The 23,171-nt window shown below is 45.9% G+C and carries 21 protein-coding genes; 8 read left to right on the plus strand and 13 right to left on the minus strand.

The window, feature by feature from the left end:
* Positions 1 to 43: 43 nt before the first annotated feature.
* From ACYVE4_RS23290 to ACYVE4_RS23310, 5 genes are all read right to left on the minus strand, one after another.
* Positions 44 to 949 carry a carbon-nitrogen hydrolase family protein gene (locus tag ACYVE4_RS23290; protein WP_461042656.1) on the minus strand — a complete coding sequence of 302 codons (906 nt, stop codon included), beginning with the start codon at positions 947 to 949 and terminating at the stop codon, positions 44 to 46.
* Between the two features lie 105 nt (positions 950 to 1,054).
* Positions 1,055 to 3,754 carry an ABC transporter permease gene (locus tag ACYVE4_RS23295; protein ID WP_461042657.1) on the minus strand — a complete coding sequence of 900 codons (2,700 nt, stop codon included), beginning with the start codon at positions 3,752 to 3,754 and terminating at the stop codon, positions 1,055 to 1,057.
* Positions 3,751 to 4,089 carry a PadR family transcriptional regulator gene (locus tag ACYVE4_RS23300; RefSeq protein WP_461042658.1) on the minus strand — a complete coding sequence of 113 codons (339 nt, stop codon included), beginning with the start codon at positions 4,087 to 4,089 and terminating at the stop codon, positions 3,751 to 3,753. Before ACYVE4_RS23300 ends, ACYVE4_RS23295 begins: the two co-directional genes overlap by 4 nt.
* 239 nt (positions 4,090 to 4,328) lie before the next feature.
* Complete coding sequence (locus ACYVE4_RS23305; RefSeq protein WP_461042659.1) at positions 4,329 to 5,459, minus strand: redoxin domain-containing protein; 1,131 nt, start codon at positions 5,457 to 5,459, stop codon at positions 4,329 to 4,331.
* A gap of 33 nt (positions 5,460 to 5,492) precedes the next feature.
* Entirely contained in the window at positions 5,493 to 5,693 is a 201-nt protein-coding gene (locus ACYVE4_RS23310) for a hypothetical protein (protein WP_461042660.1), read from the minus strand.
* Between the two features lie 71 nt (positions 5,694 to 5,764).
* On the opposite strand from ACYVE4_RS23310, the gene ACYVE4_RS23315 reads away from it, so the two are divergent.
* Together ACYVE4_RS23315 and ACYVE4_RS23320 are read left to right on the plus strand one after the other, a co-directional pair.
* Positions 5,765 to 6,712: an oxygenase MpaB family protein gene (locus tag ACYVE4_RS23315; RefSeq protein ID WP_461042661.1), complete on the plus strand. Its 948-nt coding sequence runs from the start codon at positions 5,765 to 5,767 to the stop codon at positions 6,710 to 6,712.
* Between the two features lie 100 nt (positions 6,713 to 6,812).
* The gene (locus tag ACYVE4_RS23320) at positions 6,813 to 7,313 is read left to right on the plus strand and encodes a cupin (RefSeq protein ID WP_461042662.1); all 501 of its coding nucleotides are present in this window, start codon (positions 6,813 to 6,815) and stop codon (positions 7,311 to 7,313) included.
* Between the two features lie 228 nt (positions 7,314 to 7,541).
* Here ACYVE4_RS23320 and ACYVE4_RS23325 read toward each other — a convergent pair whose 3' ends face one another.
* Together ACYVE4_RS23325 and ACYVE4_RS23330 are read right to left on the minus strand one after the other, a co-directional pair.
* A complete protein-coding gene (locus ACYVE4_RS23325) occupies positions 7,542 to 8,981 on the minus strand; it encodes a glycoside hydrolase family 30 protein (protein WP_461042663.1) in 1,440 nt (479 codons plus the stop codon).
* Positions 8,982 to 9,126: 145 nt separating this feature from the next.
* Positions 9,127 to 10,731 (minus strand): SulP family inorganic anion transporter, encoded by a 1,605-nt coding sequence (locus ACYVE4_RS23330; RefSeq protein WP_461042664.1) that lies wholly within the window; start codon positions 10,729 to 10,731, stop codon positions 9,127 to 9,129.
* A gap of 122 nt (positions 10,732 to 10,853) precedes the next feature.
* Here ACYVE4_RS23330 and ACYVE4_RS23335 point away from each other — a divergent pair, with 122 nt between their 5' ends.
* The 3 genes from ACYVE4_RS23335 (at position 10,854) to ACYVE4_RS23345 (ending at position 13,312) form a co-directional block, all read left to right on the plus strand.
* Entirely contained in the window at positions 10,854 to 12,059 is a 1,206-nt protein-coding gene (locus tag ACYVE4_RS23335) for a class I SAM-dependent methyltransferase (protein ID WP_461042665.1), read from the plus strand.
* 64 nt (positions 12,060 to 12,123) lie between these two features.
* Positions 12,124 to 12,807 carry a hypothetical protein gene (locus tag ACYVE4_RS23340; protein WP_461042666.1) on the plus strand — a complete coding sequence of 228 codons (684 nt, stop codon included), beginning with the start codon at positions 12,124 to 12,126 and terminating at the stop codon, positions 12,805 to 12,807.
* A gap of 1 nt (position 12,808) precedes the next feature.
* Positions 12,809 to 13,312: a hypothetical protein gene (locus ACYVE4_RS23345; RefSeq protein ID WP_461042667.1), complete on the plus strand. Its 504-nt coding sequence runs from the start codon at positions 12,809 to 12,811 to the stop codon at positions 13,310 to 13,312.
* Between the two features lie 13 nt (positions 13,313 to 13,325).
* Here the strand turns inward: ACYVE4_RS23345 and ACYVE4_RS23350 are convergent, their stop codons facing one another.
* Genes ACYVE4_RS23350 through ACYVE4_RS23370 form a run of 5 tightly spaced genes read right to left on the minus strand, consistent with a single transcriptional unit; the run spans position 13,326 to position 20,341 of the window.
* Complete coding sequence (locus ACYVE4_RS23350) at positions 13,326 to 13,919, minus strand: chemotaxis protein CheB (RefSeq protein ID WP_461042668.1); 594 nt, start codon at positions 13,917 to 13,919, stop codon at positions 13,326 to 13,328.
* Positions 13,901 to 14,710, minus strand: coding sequence for a CheR family methyltransferase (locus tag ACYVE4_RS23355; RefSeq protein ID WP_461042669.1), 810 nt, complete (start codon positions 14,708 to 14,710; stop codon positions 13,901 to 13,903). The genes ACYVE4_RS23350 and ACYVE4_RS23355 overlap by 19 nt, the downstream gene beginning before the upstream one ends.
* Before the next feature lie 9 nt (positions 14,711 to 14,719).
* A complete protein-coding gene (locus tag ACYVE4_RS23360) occupies positions 14,720 to 15,085 on the minus strand; it encodes a response regulator (RefSeq protein WP_461042671.1) in 366 nt (121 codons plus the stop codon).
* Between the two features lie 28 nt (positions 15,086 to 15,113).
* The gene (locus ACYVE4_RS23365; protein ID WP_461042672.1) at positions 15,114 to 18,713 is read right to left on the minus strand and encodes a response regulator; all 3,600 of its coding nucleotides are present in this window, start codon (positions 18,711 to 18,713) and stop codon (positions 15,114 to 15,116) included.
* Positions 18,714 to 18,769: 56 nt separating this feature from the next.
* Positions 18,770 to 20,341, minus strand: a complete 1,572-nt coding sequence (locus ACYVE4_RS23370) for a hybrid sensor histidine kinase/response regulator (protein ID WP_461042673.1) — start codon at positions 20,339 to 20,341, stop codon at positions 18,770 to 18,772.
* A gap of 447 nt (positions 20,342 to 20,788) precedes the next feature.
* Between ACYVE4_RS23370 and ACYVE4_RS23375 the strand changes: the two genes are divergently transcribed.
* The 3 genes from ACYVE4_RS23375 (at position 20,789) to ACYVE4_RS23385 (ending at position 22,827) form a co-directional block, all read left to right on the plus strand.
* Positions 20,789 to 21,217: a response regulator gene (locus ACYVE4_RS23375; RefSeq protein ID WP_461042674.1), complete on the plus strand. Its 429-nt coding sequence runs from the start codon at positions 20,789 to 20,791 to the stop codon at positions 21,215 to 21,217.
* A 142-nt stretch (positions 21,218 to 21,359) separates the two neighbouring features.
* Positions 21,360 to 21,656, plus strand: a complete 297-nt coding sequence (locus ACYVE4_RS23380; protein WP_461042675.1) for a hypothetical protein — start codon at positions 21,360 to 21,362, stop codon at positions 21,654 to 21,656.
* A 625-nt stretch (positions 21,657 to 22,281) separates the two neighbouring features.
* Positions 22,282 to 22,827 (plus strand): RNA polymerase sigma factor, encoded by a 546-nt coding sequence (locus tag ACYVE4_RS23385; RefSeq protein ID WP_461042676.1) that lies wholly within the window; start codon positions 22,282 to 22,284, stop codon positions 22,825 to 22,827.
* A 74-nt stretch (positions 22,828 to 22,901) separates the two neighbouring features.
* On the opposite strand, the gene ACYVE4_RS23390 is transcribed toward ACYVE4_RS23385, so the two are convergent.
* Positions 22,902 to 23,123 carry a hypothetical protein gene (locus ACYVE4_RS23390; protein ID WP_461042677.1) on the minus strand — a complete coding sequence of 74 codons (222 nt, stop codon included), beginning with the start codon at positions 23,121 to 23,123 and terminating at the stop codon, positions 22,902 to 22,904.
* Between the last annotated feature and the right edge of the window lie 48 nt (positions 23,124 to 23,171).

Consider the following 23,171-nt stretch of genomic DNA (forward strand, 5'->3'; position numbering starts at 1 on the left):
GGACAAACCTAAAAGGTCTTGGAGACCTTTTAGGTTTAACTTTTCACGGCATGTGTCGCTTGAAATCAAATAAATCCGGGCGTGTGTAATGGCCGATCACATCGAAATCGAGCTTGCTCTTTAGCACCTCATCCAAGTCCAGCTCCGCCATCAGTATTCCCTCCTGATCCCAAAGTGGTCCGGCGATAAATTCACCTTGTGGCGAAACAATAGCGCTCCCCCCTCGGCATAAAATAATTTCTTCGTCGTTGAGCAACTTCTGATAGGCTTGGGGGTAATCGCTGGCTTGAAAATATTGATTACTGCCTAACACAAAGCAGCGGCCTTCGCAGGCAATATGCTGTAACGTAGTAGGCCAGGTCGGTCGAGCATCGGCAGTGGGCGCCAGGTACAATTGGGGCGCTTGCTGGTAGATACTCATTCGAGCCAACGGCATATAATTTTCCCAGCAAATCAATCCACCCATTCGGCCCACTCCCGTATCGAACACGTGTAAAGAATCCTGGCCGGTTCCTTCTGCCCAAACCAAACGCTCTACGCCCGTTGGTTTGATTTTCTGGTGTTTTCCAAGATATCCATCCGTTGGCGATACATAGATCAGTGTACAATACAGGCTTCCATTCAGTGCATCCCGTTCCGTCACACCGACAGCCAGGTAAACGCTATTTTCGCGCGCAATCTGTTCAATTCGGACTAGTTCAGGGCTGGGCAGTTGAAAACTATTTTCCCAATACGTTTTGTAGAGTTCACGCCCAGCGTCGGTACGGAGGCCGATGGAGGCACCAAAGGTAAATTTTCGTGGATAACCCGGAATAAACGATTCGGGAAACAACACGAACTGGCATCCTTTCTGCGCCGACTCCATGACGAGTGCCTCCAGTTTATCAATCGTTTTCTGGATATCGAAAAAAACAGGTGTAGCCTGAACAACGGCAACTTTGACATGCATACGGAATAACGAAATCTCAATAGTCTAACAAAGATACCTCCTTTATCAGGCTATTGAGATTTCGTACGTCCAATATAGACGTGCTTGCTACAGGGCGAGAATGAGCTATTCGCTTCGCAGACTCTTCACGGGGTTTACTAATGCCGCTTTGATGGCCTGGTAGCTAACCGTCAATATCGTGATGAGTAAAGCAACACTAAACACGACTATAAATACGCCAAAACTAATATTGATTTTGTACGTATAGGTTTCCAGCCAGCTATTCATGCCATACCAGGCAATCGGTGCAGCAAGCAGACAGGCGATCAGGACTAATTGAACAAAGTCTTTCGATAACAATGCCCACACGTTCGCTACGCTGGCACCGAGTACTTTCCGGACACCAATTTCTTTAATCCGCTGCTCAGCCATGAACGAGGCTAACCCGAATAGGCCCAAACACGAGATAAATATGGCCAGCAAGCAAACGATGGCCGAAAGATTCCCAATGAGTTCTTCGTAATGGAATTTTTTAGCGTACTCGGTATCCGCAAACTGATAATCGAACGGATAGGCCGGATTGTATTTTTCAAAAATGGGCCGAATTTTTTGAATGGCTTCCGAGGGTAACATCACCGGATTGATGCGCATGTCGATAAAATTGACCCAATCCTTAGCAAAAAGGACTGTCATTGGTGCAACATCACGATAAGGAGACCATTCGACCACGATGTTGGGAATTACCCCTACGACGGTCCATTCCCGGTTTGCCCATCGTAGAATTTCACCGACGGGATGTTTTAACCCCATACGCTTCACAGCCGCTTCATTGAGTATGACTCCGGCAGAATCGGTTATGAAGTCCCTCGAAAAATCACGTCCTTCTTTGAGTCGGATTCCCATGGTTTTGGTGTAGTCATAACTGGTGGCAATGGTTGTAAAAATGACGGATTCATCTAACGGGCCAGCTCCTTTCCATTTCCAACCGCTATTACTACTCCACCATTGCGTAGGCGGGGCATTGGTCTTACAAATCGAGGTTACAGCTCCCGTTGCCAATAATTCCTCCCGAAGCGCATCGAAGTGGTCTAGTAAACTTTTCGACGAATTAACCGAAATCAGCCCCTGCTTGGTGAAACCCAGCGGCCGGTTTTTGCCATGCTGTATCTGCTGATAGATAATGATGGTACCAATCATCAGCGCAACGGAAAACGTAAACTGGACAATCACCAGGATTTTTCGTGGCAACGTCGCACTTTTTCCGACATGAATTCCCCCTTTCAAGATCCTGACGGGATTAAACGATGACAAATAAAGTGCGGGATAACTCCCTGCCAGTAAGCCGGTTGACACCGTAAAAAACAGTACAGCACCCCACATGGCCGGATTTCCGAAGTCGATGGCCATTTTTTTCTCGGTCAGGGTGTTGAAGTACGGTAGCGAAATGCAGACTATACCTACCGCTAACACGAGCGCTATGCCTGCAATCAGCGTGGATTCGCTTAAAAACTGGCCAATCAGTTGACTACGACCCGAACCAACGGCTTTGCGCACGCCCACTTCTTTGGCTCGTTTTTCCGATCGGGCGGTGGATAGATTCATAAAATTGATACAGGCAATGACCAGAATAAACAGTCCGAAAATGCCAAACAGCCGCACGTATTTAATAAAACCACCCGTATTTTCCCCTTCGCTAAACTCTGAATACAGCCGCCATTTTGACATCGGGTGCAGGAAAACTTCAGGCTTGACCTGGTTTCTTGACGTGGGATCATTGGCTGCTAAGTGAGTTAAGACTACATCTTTTATTTTAGCATTGGTTTGTGCAGGATCGACACCCTCTTTGAGTTGAGCAAAAACACCCCAGTCGTTATTTCTCCAATCCGTTTTCGCCTGTTTTCTTACCCACTCAAATCTTGCTTCCTGTAGCTGCCAGGGAAGGAGAAAATCAAACTGAAGCGTCGCATTGGCTGGTTGTTTAGTCACCACAGCCGTTACCTTTAAATCGACTGCATTATCAACTCGTACGATTTTGCCAATGGGGTCGTGATTGCCGAAAAGCGCCTGGGCCGTTTCATCGGTGAGCACCACTGAATACGGATCCCTGAGTGGGTTTTTATCACCATTCAAAACGTTTAGCGAAAACATATCTATAGCATCTTCGCCAATGTAAATGCCATGTTTGAGGAATTTCTCACCGCCAACGATCACCGAACGGGTATTTTCGCTCCGTTCGTACATGGCTACCGCCTTAAAGTCGGGATACTTAGTCCTTAGCTCCTCTCCCAATGCAAACGGTAAAGCATCCTGCGTACCTCGCTTTCCGTCAAACGTCTGGTTCATTTTGACCATATACAGGGATTCGTAATTCTTATGGTGCTTATTGGCCGACACTTCATCCTGTATCCAAATGCCAATCAGCATCGCTACAGCCATACCCACAGCCAGCCCGGCAATGTTGATCCCTGAATAGCCTTTGTATTTAGCCAGGTTACGGAAAGCGAGTTTTAAATAATTACGTAGCATAGTTGGGTGAAAAAGTAAAGGGTTAGAAACGTCATTGTATTTGCTATAACGGGGTTTAAAACTCAGTGCGGGTTTACGTCGCCAAAGTCGGGGATGCACTAGCCGGACTAAATCCCAGACGTACATTCGTCGAGCTTTTGCATAGCCGTGGCGTTGCGCCCGCTTGTGAAATAATTCATTCATATCCCCCTGCAGTTCTTCGCGCAGATGTGGTGCCGCAATGCGCATCAGCAAGGCCTGAGCCCATCGGGGCGGCTGAAGTGATTGTCCTGCATCGCGAGTTGGCTGTTTCTTATTCATGCCAGGCTTCCTCCAAAAGCGGTATTGGGAATATCAGCCCATAATTGATTTCGAATGGTGCGGGCTTCCTGCAATGCTTGCTCTCCGGCAGCGGTCACGGTAAACAGTCGTTTTCGCCGACCTCCCCTTTCGGGTGTCGATTCGCCGAATCGGGACTGTACCAGTCCTTTTTCTTCGAGTCGCTGCATCGTCCGATGCACAGCGCCTAAACTCATCGGCCGTTCCAATCGCTGACCTAATTCTTCTACGACGGCAGCGCTGTAAGCGTCATCGAAGAGCAGGGCGATAGTCAGCAGTACGATTTCCTCAAACTCTCCTAATTGAGAACCTTTCATTGGTATATGGTGCTTATCCTCCTCATTTGTATAGCAAATAGATTGCCAATATCAAAAAAGACCATTTGAAGTAAATAGAGACTGTTTTTGTGATTGGCTGTTGTCCAGTTACGGACAATTGTTGTTCATGGCCGGACAACAATGTGGGACATATTTCACCCCCAAATCCCCTGAAGGGGACTTTATTTGAGCGTGAGCAAAGTCCCCTTCAGGGGATTTAGGGGTAAGGACAGTTCTAATTAGTAATACCGACCGATTTTTTCCACAATTTTCTTTTTCATTTCAGCGGGGTCGATGCTTCCCTGATGTCGATAGGCGACTTTTCCGCCGGGTTCGATCAGAATCGTATAGGGCAAAGCGCCTTGCCACTGCGAATCGATGAGTTCGATGAGCTTGTATTTATCGGTCGAGTTGAAGAGGTAGTTATTGCTGGACGATTGCAATCGTTTCAAGGTTGCCAGGGCTTTGTCTTTTTTGTCGGGAACATCGGCACTTAGGGTGATGAACTCAAACTCACGATTGCGGTACATCCGATTCATGGTCACAAACTCGGGAAGTTCTGTTACGCAGGGGCCACACCAGGTCGCCCAGACGTTGATTAGCCGCACTTTGTCGGTTTTGTTGGCCAGCAGACGTTTAAGACTATCCTCATTGATCAGGCTTAAGTCAACGGGCTCTTTGGCCCATACAGATGGGGCTTTCTTAGCCCAGTCGCCTTTTTCCATCCATTTGATCGAGCAACCAAATGTTTTCGTTTTGGCAACGGCAACTGGTTTTCCCACCAACATGGCATCGAGAGCAGCCCGGATATCCTCAGCATTGGCTGAACCCGGTTTTTCAGAAGCATCGAGTCGACCAGTATAGTGTAGTTTTCGCTGCTGATCGAACACAAACGCGTGCGGAGTAGCCACAGGCCCGTAGAGACGAGACGTTTTTTCAGTCTCCCCATCGAAGAGATACGGGAAATTGTAGCCTTTGTCTTTCGACCGAATTTTCATCTCGGCAAAGCTATCGCCCAAGTCGGTATATCCCATTTCATCCAGCGAAACGGCAGCTGGATAATTGGGAGAAATAGCTACTACAGCTACTCCTTTCGACTTATAGTCGCTGGTCAAGGCTTTGATACGATCTTCGTAGGCCTGCGCTGTGGGGCAATGATTGCAGGAAAAAACAATTACCAACACCTTCGCAGCGGAGAAACTCTTCAGTGTATACGTTTTTCCGTCGACCCCCGGCATACTGAAATCAGGTGCCGACGTACCAATTTCCAGTGTTTTCGGATCTTCGGCCCAACCGTAGATGGCCTGAAAGGTTAGCAGCAGGGCGGCTAGAATCGCCCGCATGACCGATTGCTTTGGCAGCGATTTCATAGAAATATGTTTGAGATAAGCGTTTGACAATCATTATGTTTTCTCAAATACCTTCTTAATCTTAGTCACTACTTCCTCAAAGCTTTCAACACAATAAAACTCACCACTTATCGTCAGAATTCTACAACCTGTTCCGACGGCGGCATCTACCTTGATGAGGTGATTCACATTGATCATGTATTCATTGCCCGCTTTGGACTCGGACGATTTTTGCAAAAAGATAAACGGATTCATAGGGTATACAGATTCGTATTATTGAGGCATAAATCACTTACTCGTGCAGTACTAAACTATTTTTACTCTAAATGTTCCGGTGTCGCCAGGGAATTCGGCTTTATCTTTCGGAAGTAATCGACACGTTTGCTATGATGAATACCGTCTATTCAAAGCGGTTTGGGTTATTTAGAAATCCGGCCGTTCAGCAGGAATTGGAAACCCTCGATCCTATTCGCGATCACCAGCGGATGGTGCATTTGTTAACAGCCTATGAATTCCCATTCGATATAACCCGCGCGCTTGAACTTGCCTTATTTCATACGTATGCCAGCCCACGTGTGTCGGGTTTACTGGCTCGGACGGGCGAATTTGAGCATCACGGTCAGAAACGCTATGATGATACCAGTCGATTGATTTCTGAATTTATGGAGTCGGGCTACGACAGTGCGAAAGGACAGCGGGCTATTACCCACATGAACCACATTCACGGCCATTATCGAATCGACAACAGCGATTTTCTTTTCGTGTTGGCTACGTTTGTCTTTTACCCGATTGACTGGATCAGTCGATATGGCTGGCGAAAACTCAACCCTTCGGAAGAACTCGCCTTATTTTATTTTTTCCGGGAAGTTGGCCATCGGATGAACCTGACGAATTTGCCCAACAATATGGTCGAGTTGCGCGCGTTCACCGACGCATACGAGACTCAGCATTTCCGGTACACCGAAAGCAATCGAAAAATCGCCGACGCGACTGTAAAAATTGTGCAGGGTTGGTTTCCCGGTTTTCTTCACGGACTTGTTCAACCCACGTTTGCCGCGTTAATTAATGATAAACTACGGCTGGCGTTTGGGTATAAACAACCACCGGGTTGGTTCACGGCAATGACTAAGGGCGCTTTGTGGGTTCGTAAATGGCCGCTCCGCTGGGTTACCTTCAAACCTTACCCTACCCTGATTACCAACACGGCGTTCCGGCACTATCCCGGTGGCCCACCAGAAATCGAAGCTGTTGGCCCATCAAATCTTACCAAATAGTGCGTAATTATTAAAATTCGCTATGAATCGTCAAACATTTTTAGCTCTTCTCGGCTTCCTTTTCGTAATACACAAAGCAAAGACAGCCAAGAAATCAGCTATGCAACCTGAAACGATTTACGTCAAAGATGATGGCAAAATACCCAACAGCAAATTTCCAGTTCTGATCTATCGGAATGTATTCACGGAACGAAATACGTCGGGAGCGGAATGGCTAGAGAAACGATTTGCCGAAAATAACTGGACAAACTCCTGGCGGAACGGGATTTATTCTTTTCATCACTACCATAGCACCTCGCATGAGGTGTTAGGCATTTATTCCGGCAACGCTCGTCTGCACATTGGCGGGGAACGTGGCCCGAAAATCAGCGTCCAGGCCGGTGATATTCTCATTCTTCCAGCCGGTGTCGGTCATAAAAATCTGGGCAGCTCGCAGTTAGGTATTGTCGGTGCCTACCCAGATGGACGAAGTTGGGATCTAAATCGGGGGCTGCCGGGCGAGCGTCCACAGGTCGATCAAACCATAGCCGCCTTACCTATTCCTACTACTGACCCAATTCTCGGCACATCGGATGGCCTGCCAAAGATATGGTTATCTTGATACCAACCGGCAACAAATAAACACACTTATTTTCAAGTAGTTAACCACATTGTCAGGTTAATAATTGAGTTGTTAAAAAAATAAATCAACTTTTTTCAAACAACTCATCAAGTCCATCTGTTATATAGTTGTATTTCGCTTGAGACAGAATTTTAGTATTAGCAGAACCCGTCGAAAGCGAAAAGTAAAAGCCAGGTGACTCAGGTCGTCTGGCTTTCTTTTTTTAGCCTACCAGATATAGGTACCAACGGCCCCACCCGGCAAGTTTGCTTTTGCTGATTTGCCGGCAAACTCAATTCCAAACGTTTGCGTCGATGAGCTATCGTTTAACACGATCAGCACAGTATGTCCGTCGGGGGTTTTAAACGCGACATTCGGCAAATTTTTGGGCAGATCCGAAGCAATCCGAACAGAACCAGGCCGGACGAATTTTGAGGCTACTGCGACATTGTAGTAGGCAGGATTCCGTTTAACCGAATTTCCATCAATAGTCAGGGCGCCAAGGCACTCTGTACAACCACCCGGCGTATGCGGATTCTGTTTAGGATCAGCAGCCAGATTCCACTGCAATACAGTTCGACTCCAGTTACGGGTAGCGCCAATAATCAGTTCCCGAACGTGCCAGGCCAGATCACCTTTCAAATTGCCGGGTGCCCCAATCCATTGTTCAGTGAAATACAGATTTTTGTCCGGATAGGCATTATGTACTTCTGAGAGCGCACTAATGGGTCCAGCATAGAGGTGAAACGCAGAGCCATTGATGTATTTACGGGCATCTTTATCGTTTAATACCGAAATCGGATAATCGGGTCGGTCAGCGTTGTGGTCGTACAGAATGATTTTTGTTTTCAAACCTGCGGCTTTGAAGGCTGGCCCCAAACTCTTTTTAATAAAGATGGCTTGCTCGGCAGGCAGCATGAGCAAACTAGGGTTATTTCCCGGATGCAAGGGTTCATTCTGAATCGTAATGGCATCGATCCGAATCCCTTCTTTCGCCATTCCCTTGATGTATTTGACAAAATAGCGGGCATAGGCGTCGTAATAATCCGATTTCAGGCTCCCCCCTTTCGAGTCGCCATTGGTTTTCATCCAGGCAGGCGGAGACCAGGGCGAACCCAGAATGTTAATGGCCGGGTTGATGGCCAGAATCTGTTTCAGGATCGGAATCAAATTGGCCTGATCGGGAGCTAAGCTGAATTTAACGAGCGTTGGATCAGTTTGACCAGTTGGCAAATCATCATACGAAAAAACATGATCATCCAGATCCGATGCCCCAATGCTAACGCGTAAATAACTGACTCCGATAGCGTTTTCCCTGGTCGAAAACAGCTCGTTCAGCAGCGTTGCTCGTGCTTTAGCCTCCATGCGGTTGAGAAGCATGGCGCTACCGCCGGTCAGAGTATAGCCAAATCCATCAATGGGTTGGTAAGTCTGCGAAGCATCAATATGAATAACTGGCTCTACTTTTTTCGCGTCAGCCCAGGAAAGATCAGCCTGTTTGCGAAATAAAACGGGTCTGCCAGGATCTGTGAGCCAGTACTCGATTGACGTTCGTTTGGCTGGTTCTTTCCGGGCTTGTTTTGGCGAGTTCTGGCCATTGCTGCGACTTAGGTTCGTCAGCAGTGTACCAATCAAAAGGATGAGTTGAAAAAGAATACGAAGACTCATAAATGGGTAAGTAGCCGGGATTCGATAACGCTTCCGCACCACTGCGAAAAGTAAACGAATTTCAGACGAAACTTACTCATGCTTGTCACTTGTAGCCATCCCACCTGCTTACTGCGTTATGGCTACAAGGTAAAGCGTTTCTCCACTAACTCACCAGTTTTTCTTTAAATCGACGTTTTTTTCGATTCAAGGCAACATTTCGAAGTTCGTAGTTAATTCCCTGAATTTTAGCAATTTCCCTGTAATCGTGAAGCATATTATAAATATCGTGATCAATAAATGGTGCTTTCGTGCCGTCAATCAGGACTTCATCGCCCGCTTCTAGTGTTCCTAAAATTTCCTTCAGTTGCGGTTTACTTAAAAAGTACAAATCTTTTTCAAATTCAATAATTACTTTACGGCCCTGACGATCCAGACGGAAGTTATTATGAACGTTCGTGTAAAGCACGAACACAATCCCAACGACCGAACCTAGTGCAATCCCGATCAACAGGTCAGTAAAAATAATGCCGACAACCGTCACAATAAACGGAACAAACTGACTCCAACCGTCGGCATAGACTTTCTTGAAAATGGCCGGTTTCGCGAGTTTATACCCAACCATAATCAGCACCGCAGCCAGACAGGACAGAGGGATCAAATTCAATAACGGGCCACCTAAAAACACCGCAACAAGCAGTAATACGCCATGAAGAATTGACGATACACGCGTACGGGCACCACCATATACGTTGGCCGACGTTCGCACGACTACCGACGTTACTGGCAACCCACCAATCAGACCCGATATCATATTGCCAATGCCCTGGGCGATTAATTCCTGATTGGTGGATGAAATGCGTTTGGCCGGATCGAGCCGGTCCGATGCTTCCAGATTCAGAAGGGTTTCCAGGCTGGCTACGAGCGCAATGGTAGCCGCAATTCCGTAAACTTGCGGATTACTCAGAATACTGAAATTCGGGAAATCGAAGATGGAAAAGATGCTCTTCCCCGGTGCAATTGTCGGAATCTGCACCATGTGCTGATGCGCCGTATCGCCCAGATACCATTCGGGAACTGCTACCCGAAAGAACTCATTCAGGGCTACTCCCCCGCAGACGACAATCAGCGGAGAGGGAAAGTTTTTCAACAGGCTCCGCTGACTTCTGCCAACTATTCGATCCCAAAAGATCAAAAAAGTCAGTGAAATGACGCTAATGACGACAGCACCGGGACTAGCCGTTTCAATGGCCCGATAAATTTCAGAGATCGTATTTTCTCCGTCTGCCAATTGTTGAAACTCAAACTCACCTTCGTAGTCGTTATCCCGGCCTAGTGCGTGTGGAATTTGCTTGAGAATGATAACAATCCCAATTGCCACAAGCATGCCTTTAATGACGCTGTCGGGGAAAAAACTACTGAATCTCCCCGCTTTGATGAGTCCCAGAAAAAATTGCATGGCTCCGGCCAGCACAACAACCACTAGAAATGCTTCGTAAGACCCTATTTTTGCGATGGCATCGGCAACGATCACGGCCAGACCAGCCGCTGGGCCACTGACGCTGACTTCGGAACCGGAAAACAATCCGATTATGATGCCGCCGATCATTCCGGCGACTAAACCTGAGAATAAGGGCGCTCCTGAAGCTAGTGCAATACCAAGGCATAGTGGTAGCGCTACCAGAAAAACAGACAGGCCAGCAGGTAAATCCTGCCGAAAATCAGCCATCTTATAGTGACTGAGTGTGCGAAAAGGGCTAACGCGTTGCATGAAAGGGAATAGTATCCGTCAAGGGTTCTATCAACGTTTGAAAACGATGAATTTACACGTAAAATTAGAGATCAATTAAAAATTGATTAAAGATAAATTAAAAATTAATTAAGCCTATCTAATTGATCCATCTATCTGCTACCGAACGGGCTTTTATTCGCGCCCACCTGACTACTGATGGTCGAAATTTACTTTTGCGTGCCCAGCCCGCCGGGATCGATCTCAAAACGGTGGCAGCACAGATTATCGCTCGTCAAAAAGCCAGAGAGAAATTACCTACCTGGTATGCGAATGATGAGTTAATTTTTCCGTTGCCCTTATCCGTTGAACAAGCTTCTTCGGAGCGAACAGCTCAGTATAAAGCATCCCTGGTGCAGGGCGATCTACTGCTTGATCTTACTGGCGGAATGGGCGTCGATACCTGGGCATTTGCCCAACAAATGACGAGGGTTGTGTATGTTGAACAGCAGCCCGGACTGGTGGCTTTGGCAACTCACAATCTACCGGAGCTGGGTGCTACGAATGTTTCCTTCCAGACTGGCAATGGAGTAGATCTGCTGGATAAACCTGATTTTCTTCGCCAGGCTGCTGACTGGATTTTTCTGGACCCTCACCGACGCGATGACCAGGGGGGTAAAGTTGTCCGACTGGGCGATTGTGAGCCTGATGTCACGAAACCGGGGATGATCGACAAGCTATTCGGCCACACTCAGCACATTTTACTAAAGGCATCTCCGTTACTTGACATCGATATGGCCGTCAGAGAGCTATCGGGTCGGGTTAAGTTCGTCCACGTAGTTGCGGTTCAGGGAGAAGTAAAAGAAGTATTATTTGTGCTAACCAATCAACATACAGCGCAGGAAACTGTTCAGGTTAACGCTGTTAATCTGAGTAAAGAGGCAACTATATCGTTTTCGTTTCAATGGCAGCAAGAAATTGATGCACAGATAGTTCTCAACGATCCGCAACGCTATATCTATGAACCGAACGCTGCCGTATTAAAGGCAGGTGCATTTCGATTGGCAGCCACCCGATTTGGTCTCGCCAAACTTGCTCCACACAGTCATTTATACACCAGTAATGAGTTACGAAGTGATTTTCCCGGTCGGATTTTTTTGCTTCAGGAGGTAATTAAACCCGATGCAAAAAGTCTCAAGCGAATTATTCCTGATTTAAAAGCGAACCTGACCGTGCGTAACTTTCCGCAAACGGTAGCCGAGCTGCGCAAAAAGTTGTCACTACGCGAGGGAGGAGCCGTCTATATACTGGCAACGACGCTCAGAAATAGCGACAAACGATTATTGATCACTCAAAAAGTTGATTCCTGACGAACGCCATCTGTAACAAATTTTACCCAGCCCGGTTATGTAGCCGGATAAACAAAATGCAATCATGAACACCACAGCACGCTTTCTAACAGCCTTTTTTCTCTTCACATCGACTTATTCCAGCTACGCCCAAACCGTTTACGCTGGAGAAAGCACCGTGGATAAAGCTACTGTATCTGGGCTGTATTTAACCATCCAGGGCGATGGTAAACAAATCGAGAAAGATTGGGAAACCGAACTGCAGAAATATGGTCGGCTCACCTCTTCGCGAGGCACGTACCGGGTGCCTAATGCTGACATTTCCGCCATTTCCTCCGAACCCATAAACCTGGTCAGTACAGTCAAATCATCACGATCATCGGCCACTATTTTTGTTGCGTTTGATCGGGGTAATGGCAATTTCGTCAAAGCTGGTGATTCAGGGTATTCGGCTGCTGAAAGCGTTTTGAAGAATTTCGCAGAAAATACATCTTATGGACAGGAAGTGCGAACGGCTGAAGGAGGTTTCGATGAAGCTCAGAAAAATCACCAGAAACTGGTTCGACGTGGAGAGCAACTCCAGCGGGCTATCGAACAGAATGCTAAAGACAAAGAACGGCTTCTAAAGCGAATCGACGATAATGCCAAAGAACTGGAACAACTCCAGAAGGATATTGAAACCAATAAAACGGAGCAGGCAACGGCACTTACAGAACTGGAAAGTCGCAAGAGTAACGTCGAAGCCGTAAAGGCGAAGAAGGCGAATTGATATGATACCGCTTTTTCCTTATTGGAAATTCGTCATCCGCTCACCATTAAGTCACGAAGAGGCCTTGGCAAGATTGTCGGGCGAAGTGGCTCCTGTACAAGGACGTCCTCTTTTTTCGCGGGAAACCAGACCCCACGAATTTACGGGAACCCTCTCGAAAACTGACTTCTATATTGAGCGGATTATCCAGTACAGGAATTCATTTTTACCCACGATACATGGTCGTTTTCTACTTACCGAAGCGGGCTTACAGGTTCATATTGTCATGATGTTGAACGTGTTAGCCCTTTTCATAGGCATTGGTTTGAGCTTATGTGCACTTCCTATTCTGGCTGCAATCGTCTACCGATTGATAGTGACAGGTCATTTTGAGGAAACGCTCAGGACGCCTACTCTCGTACTTGCCTGTCTATATGTGCTGTTTACGGGCGGTTTCTGCTATGAAGCCATTACTGCTCGTCATTTGTTAAACCGTATTTTCGCTGTATCAGAGAACAACCCTTGAATACCCTGTAGACCTAGGCTAAAGATCGATTCAGAGAGGCCAAAAAATTGGTAATTCCTTCAATATCCAAAACTAAATCGACGGGCGTATTTAAAATTGCCTGTTGGGGCATAAACGCAACCTGGGCAGTTTCGGGTTGCTGAGCAATCAACAGACCACCGGCTTTTTTGATCGCCAATAACCCCTGCGTACCGTCGGCGTTGGCTCCAGACAGCAAAATTCCAATTAACGAATCCCCATACACATCCGACGCCGATTCAAACGTAACATCAATTGACGGGCGACTATAGTTTACTTTCTCCGAGTCATCCAGAGCGAATCGTTCTGTCTTTTCAATCAGTAAATGATAATCAGCGGGGGCCAGATAAATGACTCCCGGCTGTACGGAATCTTTATCGTCAACCTCTCGCAGGGGAATTTTCGTTTTCAGCGAAAATAAGTCAACCAGAGTTGAATCAGCGGTATTTTTGCGATGAAGGACAATTATAAGTGTGTAAGGCAAAGGTGCCTGTAAGGCGGGCAATACGTTCAACAGCACGTCGATACTTCCTGTAGAACCACCGATCACTACGGCCCGGTACGATTTTTCTAGCCAACTTTTCGCCATATTTTTTCGCCAGTCAATTGCTTAAAAACAGGTTCTAACGAAGAGAATCGCAGGGTTTCTTTAGTACCTAATGCTAAGTAGCCCAACACACTCAGGCTGTCATTGAAAAGAGTCAGCACACGCTGCTGCAATTCTTTATCGAAGTATATCATCACGTTGCGACAAAGAATAAGATCGAATTCATTAAAAGATCGATCCGAAACCAGATTATGCGTGGAGAATACCATACGTTCGGCCAGTTCTTCCCGGAATTTAGCGTAGCCGTATTGGGCTGTATAATAAGATGAAAAATCAGCTATCCCTCCCGAAAGCAGGTAATTTTCGGAATACTGCTTCATCTGCGATAATCCGAAAATACCTTTACGAGCCGAGATCAGCACATCAGGATTCAGATCGGTAGCGTAGAGCAGTGATTTATGTAGGAGATTGGCTTCTTTCAGCAGAATAGCCATCGAAAATACTTCTTCTCCAGTTGAACAACCGGCATGCCAGATTCGGATAAAGGGCTTGGCTGTCAGGGTTCTTAGTACTTCAGTACGTAAGGTTTTGTAAAATGACGGATCGCGGAACATTTCAGTTACGTTGACAGTCAATTCCTCAACGAACCGCTTCAGGTAGTTTCCATCCGTCCGAATTCGGTAACGCATTTCAGCGAAACTAGGAAATTTGTCGAGCGTTAGAACACGATTAATCCGTCGCTTCAGCGAAGCTCGGGCGTAATGGGTAAAATCATACCCATGCACCTCAAATAAATCCGTTAACAACAAATCAATTTCTTCTTCTTCAATCATGACAAGCAATTAAACCGTGTCGAGAATCGCGAATAACCGATCCACATCGATTGGTTTGGCTATATAGTCGGTAGCACCGGCCCGAAGGCATTTCTCCCGATCCCCAACCATAGCTTGGGCCGTAACCGCAATAATGGGCGTGTTTTTGCGCTGTTCAATGGTTTTAATTCGGGGAATAGCTTCATAACCGTCCATATCAGGCATCATCATGTCGATCAAAACCGCATCGATTACCTGATCTGTTCGCAATAGGGTCAGCGCATCCTGCGCATTCATGCAGGATACACAACCAAATGATCGTGACCGCAGCGTTGCCGACAGGGCAAAAATATTGCGTGCATCATCGTCGATAATCAATACTTGTTTCTTTCCCATCCTCAAAAGGGTTTACTATAAACCGTAATTAACGCTCGTATAGCCACACGCGCAACAGTGATACCAATTGGTCAATATCGACAGGTTTTGTTATGTAATCGGATGCACCGGCCTTGATGCATTTTTCCCGGTCGCCCGTCATCGCTTTGGCTGTTACGGCAATAACTGGTAAGTTTTTCCATTGGTACTGCTCACGAATCTTGCTGGCGGTTTCGTAGCCATCCATCTGCGGCATCATCATATCCAGCAGAACGACATCGATCGTAGGATTTTCTTCCAATTTCTTCAGCGCTTCTTTCCCATCGAGCGCGGCAATGACCGTCATATTATACTGTTCCAGCGCTTTCGACAAAGAGAAAATATTTCGCACATCATCGTCGACAACCAGCACGGTTTTATCGGTCAGTACCTGACTCAGGCCACCCAGTTTTTTCGCTTTTTCGCTCGTGGGTTGCTTCGCTTCTTCGACCAGGTGCAGGAAGAGCGACACTTCATCAAGCATCCGCTGGTACGAGTGTGCTGTCTTGATAATAATTGAATCGGCGTATTTTTTTATTTTCAGCTCTTCGGCCATCGACAGGCTTTTGCCGGTGAAGATGATGATCGGCAGAGTTTCGAAGCCTGGATTTTTCTTGACGGCCTCCAGCGTTTCGTACGCTTTATGATCCGGGATACCCATGTCGAGGATCACACAATCGACTTCATTTCGCTTCAGCGCATCTACCCCTTCAACAACCGTACTTTTTAGTTCTGAATTAATGTTGAATGTCTCCAGGAAGTACGCTAACGCCTTGGCATGCTTTGGGTTATCCTCAATGATGAGTACCTTTTTAGGATCGCGGCTCAATACATATTCGATCTTTTTAAAGACATCCTGCATTTGTTCAAACGCCATAGGCTTATCGACAAAATCAATCGCCCCTTTCAGCAAACTTTCGTTCTTCATCTTGTGCGACGACATAATATGCACCGGAATCGGTCGGGTTTTGGGATCTGCTTTCAGCGCATCCATCACCTGCCAGCCGCTCATAATGGGCAATTGAATATCCAGCAAAATACCGATTGGGTTGTAGATAGACGCCAGTTTGAGCCCTTCGTCTCCGCGAACGGCCACAATCCCTTTGTAGCCTTTTTTGCGGGCATAATCCAGCAAGGACTTGGCAAAATTACGGTCATCCTCCACAATAAGGATAGTTTTATCCTTCTCGGTGATATCATTCCGATCATCGGGAATAGCTTCGGGAATAACCGTACTAATGTAGGTTGTATCAGTACTGGGTGTAATTAGTGCTGGCTTGGGCTCTTTTACTTCCGCCGGAGCAGGGCTTGTTTCTGGAATAATAGTTGGGCCATCGGAGTCGATAGGTAGGATTACCGTAAATTCACTGCCTTCGTTAACGCGGCTATAGAGCGTAATTTCTCCACCCAAGAGTTTTACCAACTCACGGCTTATGGATAGGCCAAGGCCCGTTCCACCATATTTCCGCTTCGTCGATCCGTCGGCCTGCTGAAAGGCTTCGAAAATAAGCGGTTGTTTTTCAACCGGAATACCAATGCCTGTGTCTTTGACGACAAAGCCCAGTTTGCGATTATCCGACTCCTGTCGTTTAATCGTCAAACTCACGCTGCCGGTAGCGGTAAACTTAAGCGCATTCGACAGCAGGTTTTTCAGAATTTGCCCCAACCGCATCCGATCGGTTACGATACGAAGAGGGACTTCGGAAGCCACTGAGATTGTAAAATCTAATCCTTTTTCTTTCGCCAATAAGCCAAACAAAGCCTGGAGCTCATCGGTAATATCGGTGATGGCAATATCCTGAAATTCCAGTTTCATCTGTCCGGCTTCAATCTTCGACAGATCCAGAATTTCATCAATCAATCCCAATAATCCGTTGCCCGATGACTGGATTACCTGCGCGTATTCAACTTGCTCGTCTGACAACGTTTTCTCATAATTCTCAGCCAGCAGTCGGCTCAGGAGCAGGATGGAATTGAGTGGCGTCCGTAATTCGTGCGACATGTTGGCCAGGAATTCGGATTTGTACCGAGTGGTCAATTCGAGTTCGTCGGCCTTTTTCTGTATCTCGTCGTTCTTTTCTTCCAGCAGTAACCCTCGCTCTTCCAGTTCCGTATTGGTTTGCTGGAGTTCTTCCTGCTGAACACGCAATTCCTCTTCGGAAGCCTGCAGTTTTTGCGCCTGCATTTCCAGTTCGGCATTCAGATTCTCAAGTTCCGAATGCTGTGATTGTAATTCTTCGGCCTGCGACTGTGTCTCTTCCAGGAAATTCTGCAATTTGACAAAATCGAGGGCCGCATTAACGCCCATCGCAATCGGCTCCTGGTTCATCGTCAGGAAGTCGATATCGGCTGGACGAGGCTCCCGAAGCATTCCTATTTCAATGACCCCCAGACAGATATCTGCATACAGCAACGGCACAATCATGAGCGCCACTGGACGACTATCGCCCAACGAGGAGCTTATTCGACTATAATCAGCAGGCAAATCCCGAACCACAATTGGTTTTTTCTGTTCAATAGCCTGCCCGATCAATCCTTCACTCGCTACGATCGTATTAGGTACCTGCTGCGTCGCGTAACTCCCGGCCAGCGTAAACAGCTTATCATGATCAATCAGATAAATCGTACCCAAAGGAGCCCCCAGATGTTCAACCAGTGTATTGATCAGATTCGATCCCAGTTGGGCAAAATCTTTTTGTCCTCTGATGGCATCGCTCACCTTCACAGCGCCAAGCTGCAACCAGTTTCGCTGGTTCAGATCGGTAAATGTCTGCTCCAGCGAAGTAGCCATCTTGTTCAAAGCTGTATTGATTCGGCCTAAATCGTCATCGGCAGTATCTGTACTACGCGCGGTATAATCGCCATCAGCAATGTCCTGCGTCACCTCCTCCATAATGGCTATACGACGGTTCGTTTCGCGGTATTTTGCTTCGGCAATATCCTGTTCGGCGATTCGGTCTTCGAGGTCTTTTTTGATGCGCACATACGTAAAGCCCGTAATGAGCATTGATATAATGGCGGCAACGATCAGCAGAAAGGGCGTATAATTGATATAAATCTGCTGCTGTTCAGTGCGGTTTTTCAGCAGTGTTTCTTCATCAGATTTTATGTGGCTGATCACGGATCGCAACTTATCCATTATCTGCTTGCCCTTCAACATTTCGCTCTGCTGCCGAGCCGTATCAACCGTAAATCCTCGAACACGCTTTGCTAAATCAATAACCCGACGCATCTGAGCGAATTTGGCAACATACAAAGCTTTCACTTCATCCAGTTTTTTTTGCTGCTCCGGATTATCACCCGTCAAGTCGCGCAGTCGGTCATAGCTCTTCGTTACGGACTCATAACTGTTGTTGTAGGGGTCCAGAAAGACCGGTTCGAGCGTAACCAGATAGCCACGCTGACCCGTTTCGGCGTCTTTCATGAACGAAATTATGTTCTCCGCTTCAATCAGCACTTCATTGGTGTGGTTCACTAACTTCGAATTACTAATCAGTTTCTGGATGCTGTAGAACGAAGCAACCAGGCTGATTAGCAATAGTAACGTCGAAAGTGAAAAGACAACTTGTAACTGTCGAATGACCGACGTAGATGTTTTTCGTAGTGGCATGTAAGTGAATTACGAAGTACGTTTGGTTAATGGCTGACGCGCTCAAAAATCGTAAATTAGGTTGTTTGTTTCATAGGTAGGATCAGCACAAATGTGGCCCCCTTGTCGAGCTGACTATACGCCGAAATAAGTCCATGATGCTTATCGATATTTTTCTTGGCAATGGCCAGACCAATACCAGTGCCTTCGTAACTGGTTCGATTGTGCAAACGCTGGAAAATAATAAAAATGCGATTCAGGAATTTTTCATCAAACCCGATTCCGTTATCAGTAACTATGATCCGGCAATAATCACCTGTTGGCGATGGATTACCGTTAAGTGATTTGTTATCAATTCGCTCGGCATGAATATGAATGACAGGTGGCTGATCGGGACGGGTAAACTTAAGTGCGTTGCTTAGTAAGTTTTGAAAGACCTGTCGTAACCGTGTCGGAATGGCATCCAGCGTAGGCAAGGTATCCAGCGTAATCGTCGCTCCTTTTCGGGTGATGGATTCATCGAAATCCAGCAACAGATCGCGCACTAGTGCCGTAAGATCCGTCTGCTGAAAAGGCTCAGGAACAGACAGTTGCGAATAGGTTAGTAAATCTTTGATCAGTTCCGACATCCGGGCAGACGAGCGAATCGACCGATCGAGATACGCTAGCGCATCGGGGTTATTATTCAGGTATTTCTCCCTGATCGTATCGTTCAGTAGCTGAATCTTCCGGAGCGGTTCTTTTAAATCGTGCGATACGACCCAGGTGAATTGCTGCAATTCGTGGTTGGTTTGCTCCAGCTCGGTATTTTTAAGGACTAGTTCGCTGGTTCGTATTGCCACTTCCTGTTCCAGTAGTTCAGTTGCCTGTTTCTGCACATGAATATCGGTGAATGTACCAATCCAACGCACCACAGTATTGTCCCGATAGATCGGAATAATACGAAGCAGGTGGTATCGATAATCGCCCGTTTTCTGTTCTTTCAGCCGCACTTCACGCGTCAATTCAACACCGTCCGACAACGCCTGTTTCCATTCTTCACAAACGATCTCATCGTCGGGATGGGTGGTGGGCAATGATTTTGTATCGGTTGCGTAGTGCAGCCAGTGTTCGTTGACATATTCTAATTCCCCATTGGCAGTGACCGCAAACGCCATTTGTGGCAAAGAACCCAGTACAGTCTGTAGTTCCTGCATGCGTCGGGCTAGTTCTTCCTGCGCCTTCCGACGATCATTGACTTCTTTTCGCAACGATTCCTGGGCGGTTCGTAATTCCTTCTGCTGATGATACAGTCGATCTAATGTTTTGACCTTCAGGACCAGAATATCCGGATCAGCCGGTTTGGTAATGTAATCGATGCCACCAGATGTGTAGCCTTTGGTAATAAATTTCTTTTCGGTATTAACCGCTGACAGAAAAATAATCGATGTATCACGGGCTTTACTGAATCCAGAAATGGCATTGGCCACTTCAAACCCATCCATACCGGGCATTTGTACATCCAATACAATGACTGAGTAATCGGTTTTCAGAATCTTTTTTAAAGCTTCTTCGCCCGATTCAGCCGTATCGACTGAAAAGCGATGCAGTTCAAGAATCTTCTTAAGCGGGATAATATTCTCGGGCCTATCATCTACAATAAGAATCATGCAGCGTCAATTGAGTAAAATACTGAGGATAGTAACGCCTACCAAAGAAGGCATGTTTGGGAAATCTTCGGTGAAGATACAGGAAGGAAAGCCGTGGCTCCAAATAACGAGTTGCGATCTATCAAGTGAGTCTCCTATCCCAAACGACTATGAACAACGAAGCTACTCTCCTATTGCCACCAACAAATGGCTGGTCCGATTTTTTTTGCAACACCTTTTCGTATGATTTATAGACACTTCAACTCCTTACTTCTCTATAAGCTCCCATTAAATCATTTTGAGTTACAAAAAAATAAAACAGTTCACTCGCCTACCGAGTTATCTAGTCACTCATTCACTCAATACGGTAAACTTTCCGATCAGTTACTGTTTCGTTATGAAGTAACTATATTTTTTACGGAGCCTGATAGTTTCTGTAATTAACCAGGCCTTTTTTTCCACAGACCCATGAAAGCTTTAACAGATGGTCCACTTGTATATATTGAGGATGATGAAGATGACCAATTTTTATTCGAACGGGCCATCAAGGAATTAAATCTTCGGAATCAAATCCACTTTTTCTTCAATGGTCAGGATGCTCTCCACTATTTAGAAACTACGGAGGAAAAGCCGCTCCTAATTTTATGTGACATTATGATGCCGGTTTTAACTGGCCTTGAACTACGCCAGATGATTGATCAGAATGAGTACCTCAAACAGAAAGCAATTCCGTTTATTTTTTATACTACGTCGGCAGGCCCCGAATTAGTCCAACAGGCTTATAATGGCACGATTCAGGGATTTCACATCAAAGCGCAGGAATATGTTGAATTTAAGGAACAAATAAACCTGATCATTAATTACTGGAAATCCTGTCTGCATCCGAATAGTTTCTGACCAGCTTATCAGCTTGCCTGCCGTTCGATTCGAGTTTTGAACAATCCTCGGGGATTAAACCATTGACTCAGATAACTGCCTATTAGCCAAACATCTGCCCCTTTTTCAGGTTAACTGAAAAAGGTCCCTTTCCCAGTACGGTATGGCTTATACATCTTCTACTCAACTTGCTGAAACCCCAAATACAGTGGCGTTACTGGCCGCATCCAATCTGTACGCCCTTGCTCCTGGTTCCGATGTTACCCAAGCCTTCAACACCTTTCGCGAATCGATCTGGAAACTCATCGACCTAGCCCCTGACGCCAGCCCTTATTCCCAAGCCTGGACAATGCTCGATTTACACGCAAAAGCGTATTTACGAGACTATCAGGCAGGCAACTGGGATGCACTGGATCGTCTGAAGCAGAAAATAAGAGCCTGCGAGATGCTATTACCTTAATTGACTTCGTTCTACTCTGGCTGAGAATTTCCAACAAAAAAGCCCCGCCGATAAGACTGGGGCAATGAGTGCGTGATGGTTGTTAGTTCTGTTACGGGGGCCTACCCAGGGGCCCTTATTGTGTGGACCAAGCGGAAAACCAATGCGAAATTAAATAATTTACTTATATACCAATCCTTTCTTCTAAAAACTCCATTTTCCTTTTCCTGAATAGAGCTTCTCTATTGATCATTTCAGTCCAGAATGCAGGCTGGTTACGGCACTTATTTTCTCGCAAACTGAGGAGCGAATACTTATAATTAATTGCCCGAATTAACAAACCTATATCTTTAATTTTCACTCAATTATATATTTACAAATCTACCGATTAGTAAATATGAATGGGAATTTTTAGACGAGTCAAATTAATTACAATCCACAAAAAGATCTAAGTAAAATTAGATTATTCTTCTATTTTCTGTAATATAATAGTCATTAATAGCGGTATTATGTTACCATAAATAGGTTTACATTAATTACAGTTTGAAGATTTCTTAATATAAACTACAAGCACTTATTGTTACTAGCAATAAACATTTCTGGCGTTTGTTTGTCCTTTTTGTATCAAACATACTCAACGCTAACTATGAAACAATCCACATTTGCTACCCATAAGGCTCTCGATATATCTACGCAAAATGATACGTTTGACACGCTTTATAAAAAATATGTAAAGAAGGTTTTTCAGAAATGCCTTTCGATGACCAAGGATACGACTGATGCTGAGGATTGTACACAGGAGATCTTTTTAAAAGCGTATTCGAACTTGAAACATTTCAAGAACAAGTCGAACCTGTCGACCTGGTTATATTCAATTGCGCACAATTATTGTCTGGATCATGTGCGTATCAAAAAACGATTTACTGTGGAACAGCTGTCTCCCGAGATAGAGTCCTCTCTGGAAGAAACCGACGAACGAAAGCCTATCGATGATCGTTTCAAGCAACTAGACCTCATTCTCAACCGATTACCGGCTGATGAAGTCGGCCTGCTACGACTCAAATACGAACAAAACCTTTCGATTCAGCAGTTGAGCCATCGGTTTCATGTTTCGGAGAGCGCTATCAAGATGCGACTGAAACGGAGTCGCGAAAAAATAAAAGCACTTTACGCCCATCATTACCAACTTTAATCGCTGGTCAAGTTCAGTCACTTAAACTCCCTGCTTCCCGATGTGTGTACACGGATAAGCAGGGAGTTTTTTTATTAGAATAACGTATCTCCCTCTATCCGTAATCGGTAATCAATGGCCATTACCATAAATGTCAACTCTTCTTTCGTTGTTATGGCTGGTGTAAAATCATAAAAGTAAAAGGTACCATCCTGCGGTAAAAGTCTACCCGTGACACCTTTGTAAGCGTATCCAAATCGTCGGTTAGGCACTTGAACAAACCCAAGTGATTCGAGCAAATCGTGATTAATTTCCATCCTCTGCACCTTGTATCCAGTAAGCAAAAAAGCCCTAATAAGGAAGGC

The sequence above is a fragment of the Spirosoma harenae genome (assembly GCF_054776975.1).

What these genes read in the sequence shown, in the direction of transcription:
- ACYVE4_RS23300 (WP_461042658.1), bottom strand. Translation starts at nt 4,089, where the DNA reads ATGAAAGGTTCTCAATTAGGAGAGTTTGAGGAAATCGTACTGCTGACT.
- ACYVE4_RS23390 (WP_461042677.1), bottom strand. Translation starts at nt 23,123, where the DNA reads ATGGAAATTAATCACGATTTGCTCGAATCACTTGGGTTTGTTCAAGTG.
- ACYVE4_RS23310 (WP_461042660.1), bottom strand. Translation starts at nt 5,693, where the DNA reads ATGAATCCGTTTATCTTTTTGCAAAAATCGTCCGAGTCCAAAGCGGGC.
- ACYVE4_RS23315 (WP_461042661.1), top strand. Translation starts at nt 5,765, where the DNA reads ATGTTCCGGTGTCGCCAGGGAATTCGGCTTTATCTTTCGGAAGTAATC.
- ACYVE4_RS23295 (WP_461042657.1), bottom strand. Translation starts at nt 3,754, where the DNA reads ATGAATAAGAAACAGCCAACTCGCGATGCAGGACAATCACTTCAGCCG.
- ACYVE4_RS23380 (WP_461042675.1), top strand. Translation starts at nt 21,360, where the DNA reads ATGGCTTATACATCTTCTACTCAACTTGCTGAAACCCCAAATACAGTG.
- ACYVE4_RS23320 (WP_461042662.1), top strand. Translation starts at nt 6,813, where the DNA reads ATGCAACCTGAAACGATTTACGTCAAAGATGATGGCAAAATACCCAAC.
- ACYVE4_RS23355 (WP_461042669.1), bottom strand. Translation starts at nt 14,710, where the DNA reads ATGATTGAAGAAGAAGAAATTGATTTGTTGTTAACGGATTTATTTGAG.
- ACYVE4_RS23290 (WP_461042656.1), bottom strand. Translation starts at nt 949, where the DNA reads ATGCATGTCAAAGTTGCCGTTGTTCAGGCTACACCTGTTTTTTTCGAT.
- ACYVE4_RS23385 (WP_461042676.1), top strand. Translation starts at nt 22,282, where the DNA reads ATGAAACAATCCACATTTGCTACCCATAAGGCTCTCGATATATCTACG.
- ACYVE4_RS23305 (WP_461042659.1), bottom strand. Translation starts at nt 5,459, where the DNA reads ATGAAATCGCTGCCAAAGCAATCGGTCATGCGGGCGATTCTAGCCGCC.
- ACYVE4_RS23325 (WP_461042663.1), bottom strand. Translation starts at nt 8,981, where the DNA reads ATGAGTCTTCGTATTCTTTTTCAACTCATCCTTTTGATTGGTACACTG.
- ACYVE4_RS23350 (WP_461042668.1), bottom strand. Translation starts at nt 13,919, where the DNA reads ATGGCGAAAAGTTGGCTAGAAAAATCGTACCGGGCCGTAGTGATCGGT.
- ACYVE4_RS23370 (WP_461042673.1), bottom strand. Translation starts at nt 20,341, where the DNA reads ATGATTCTTATTGTAGATGATAGGCCCGAGAATATTATCCCGCTTAAG.
- ACYVE4_RS23360 (WP_461042671.1), bottom strand. Translation starts at nt 15,085, where the DNA reads ATGGGAAAGAAACAAGTATTGATTATCGACGATGATGCACGCAATATT.
- ACYVE4_RS23345 (WP_461042667.1), top strand. Translation starts at nt 12,809, where the DNA reads ATGATACCGCTTTTTCCTTATTGGAAATTCGTCATCCGCTCACCATTA.
- ACYVE4_RS23375 (WP_461042674.1), top strand. Translation starts at nt 20,789, where the DNA reads ATGAAAGCTTTAACAGATGGTCCACTTGTATATATTGAGGATGATGAA.
- ACYVE4_RS23365 (WP_461042672.1), bottom strand. Translation starts at nt 18,713, where the DNA reads ATGCCACTACGAAAAACATCTACGTCGGTCATTCGACAGTTACAAGTT.
- ACYVE4_RS23330 (WP_461042664.1), bottom strand. Translation starts at nt 10,731, where the DNA reads ATGCAACGCGTTAGCCCTTTTCGCACACTCAGTCACTATAAGATGGCT.
- ACYVE4_RS23340 (WP_461042666.1), top strand. Translation starts at nt 12,124, where the DNA reads ATGAACACCACAGCACGCTTTCTAACAGCCTTTTTTCTCTTCACATCG.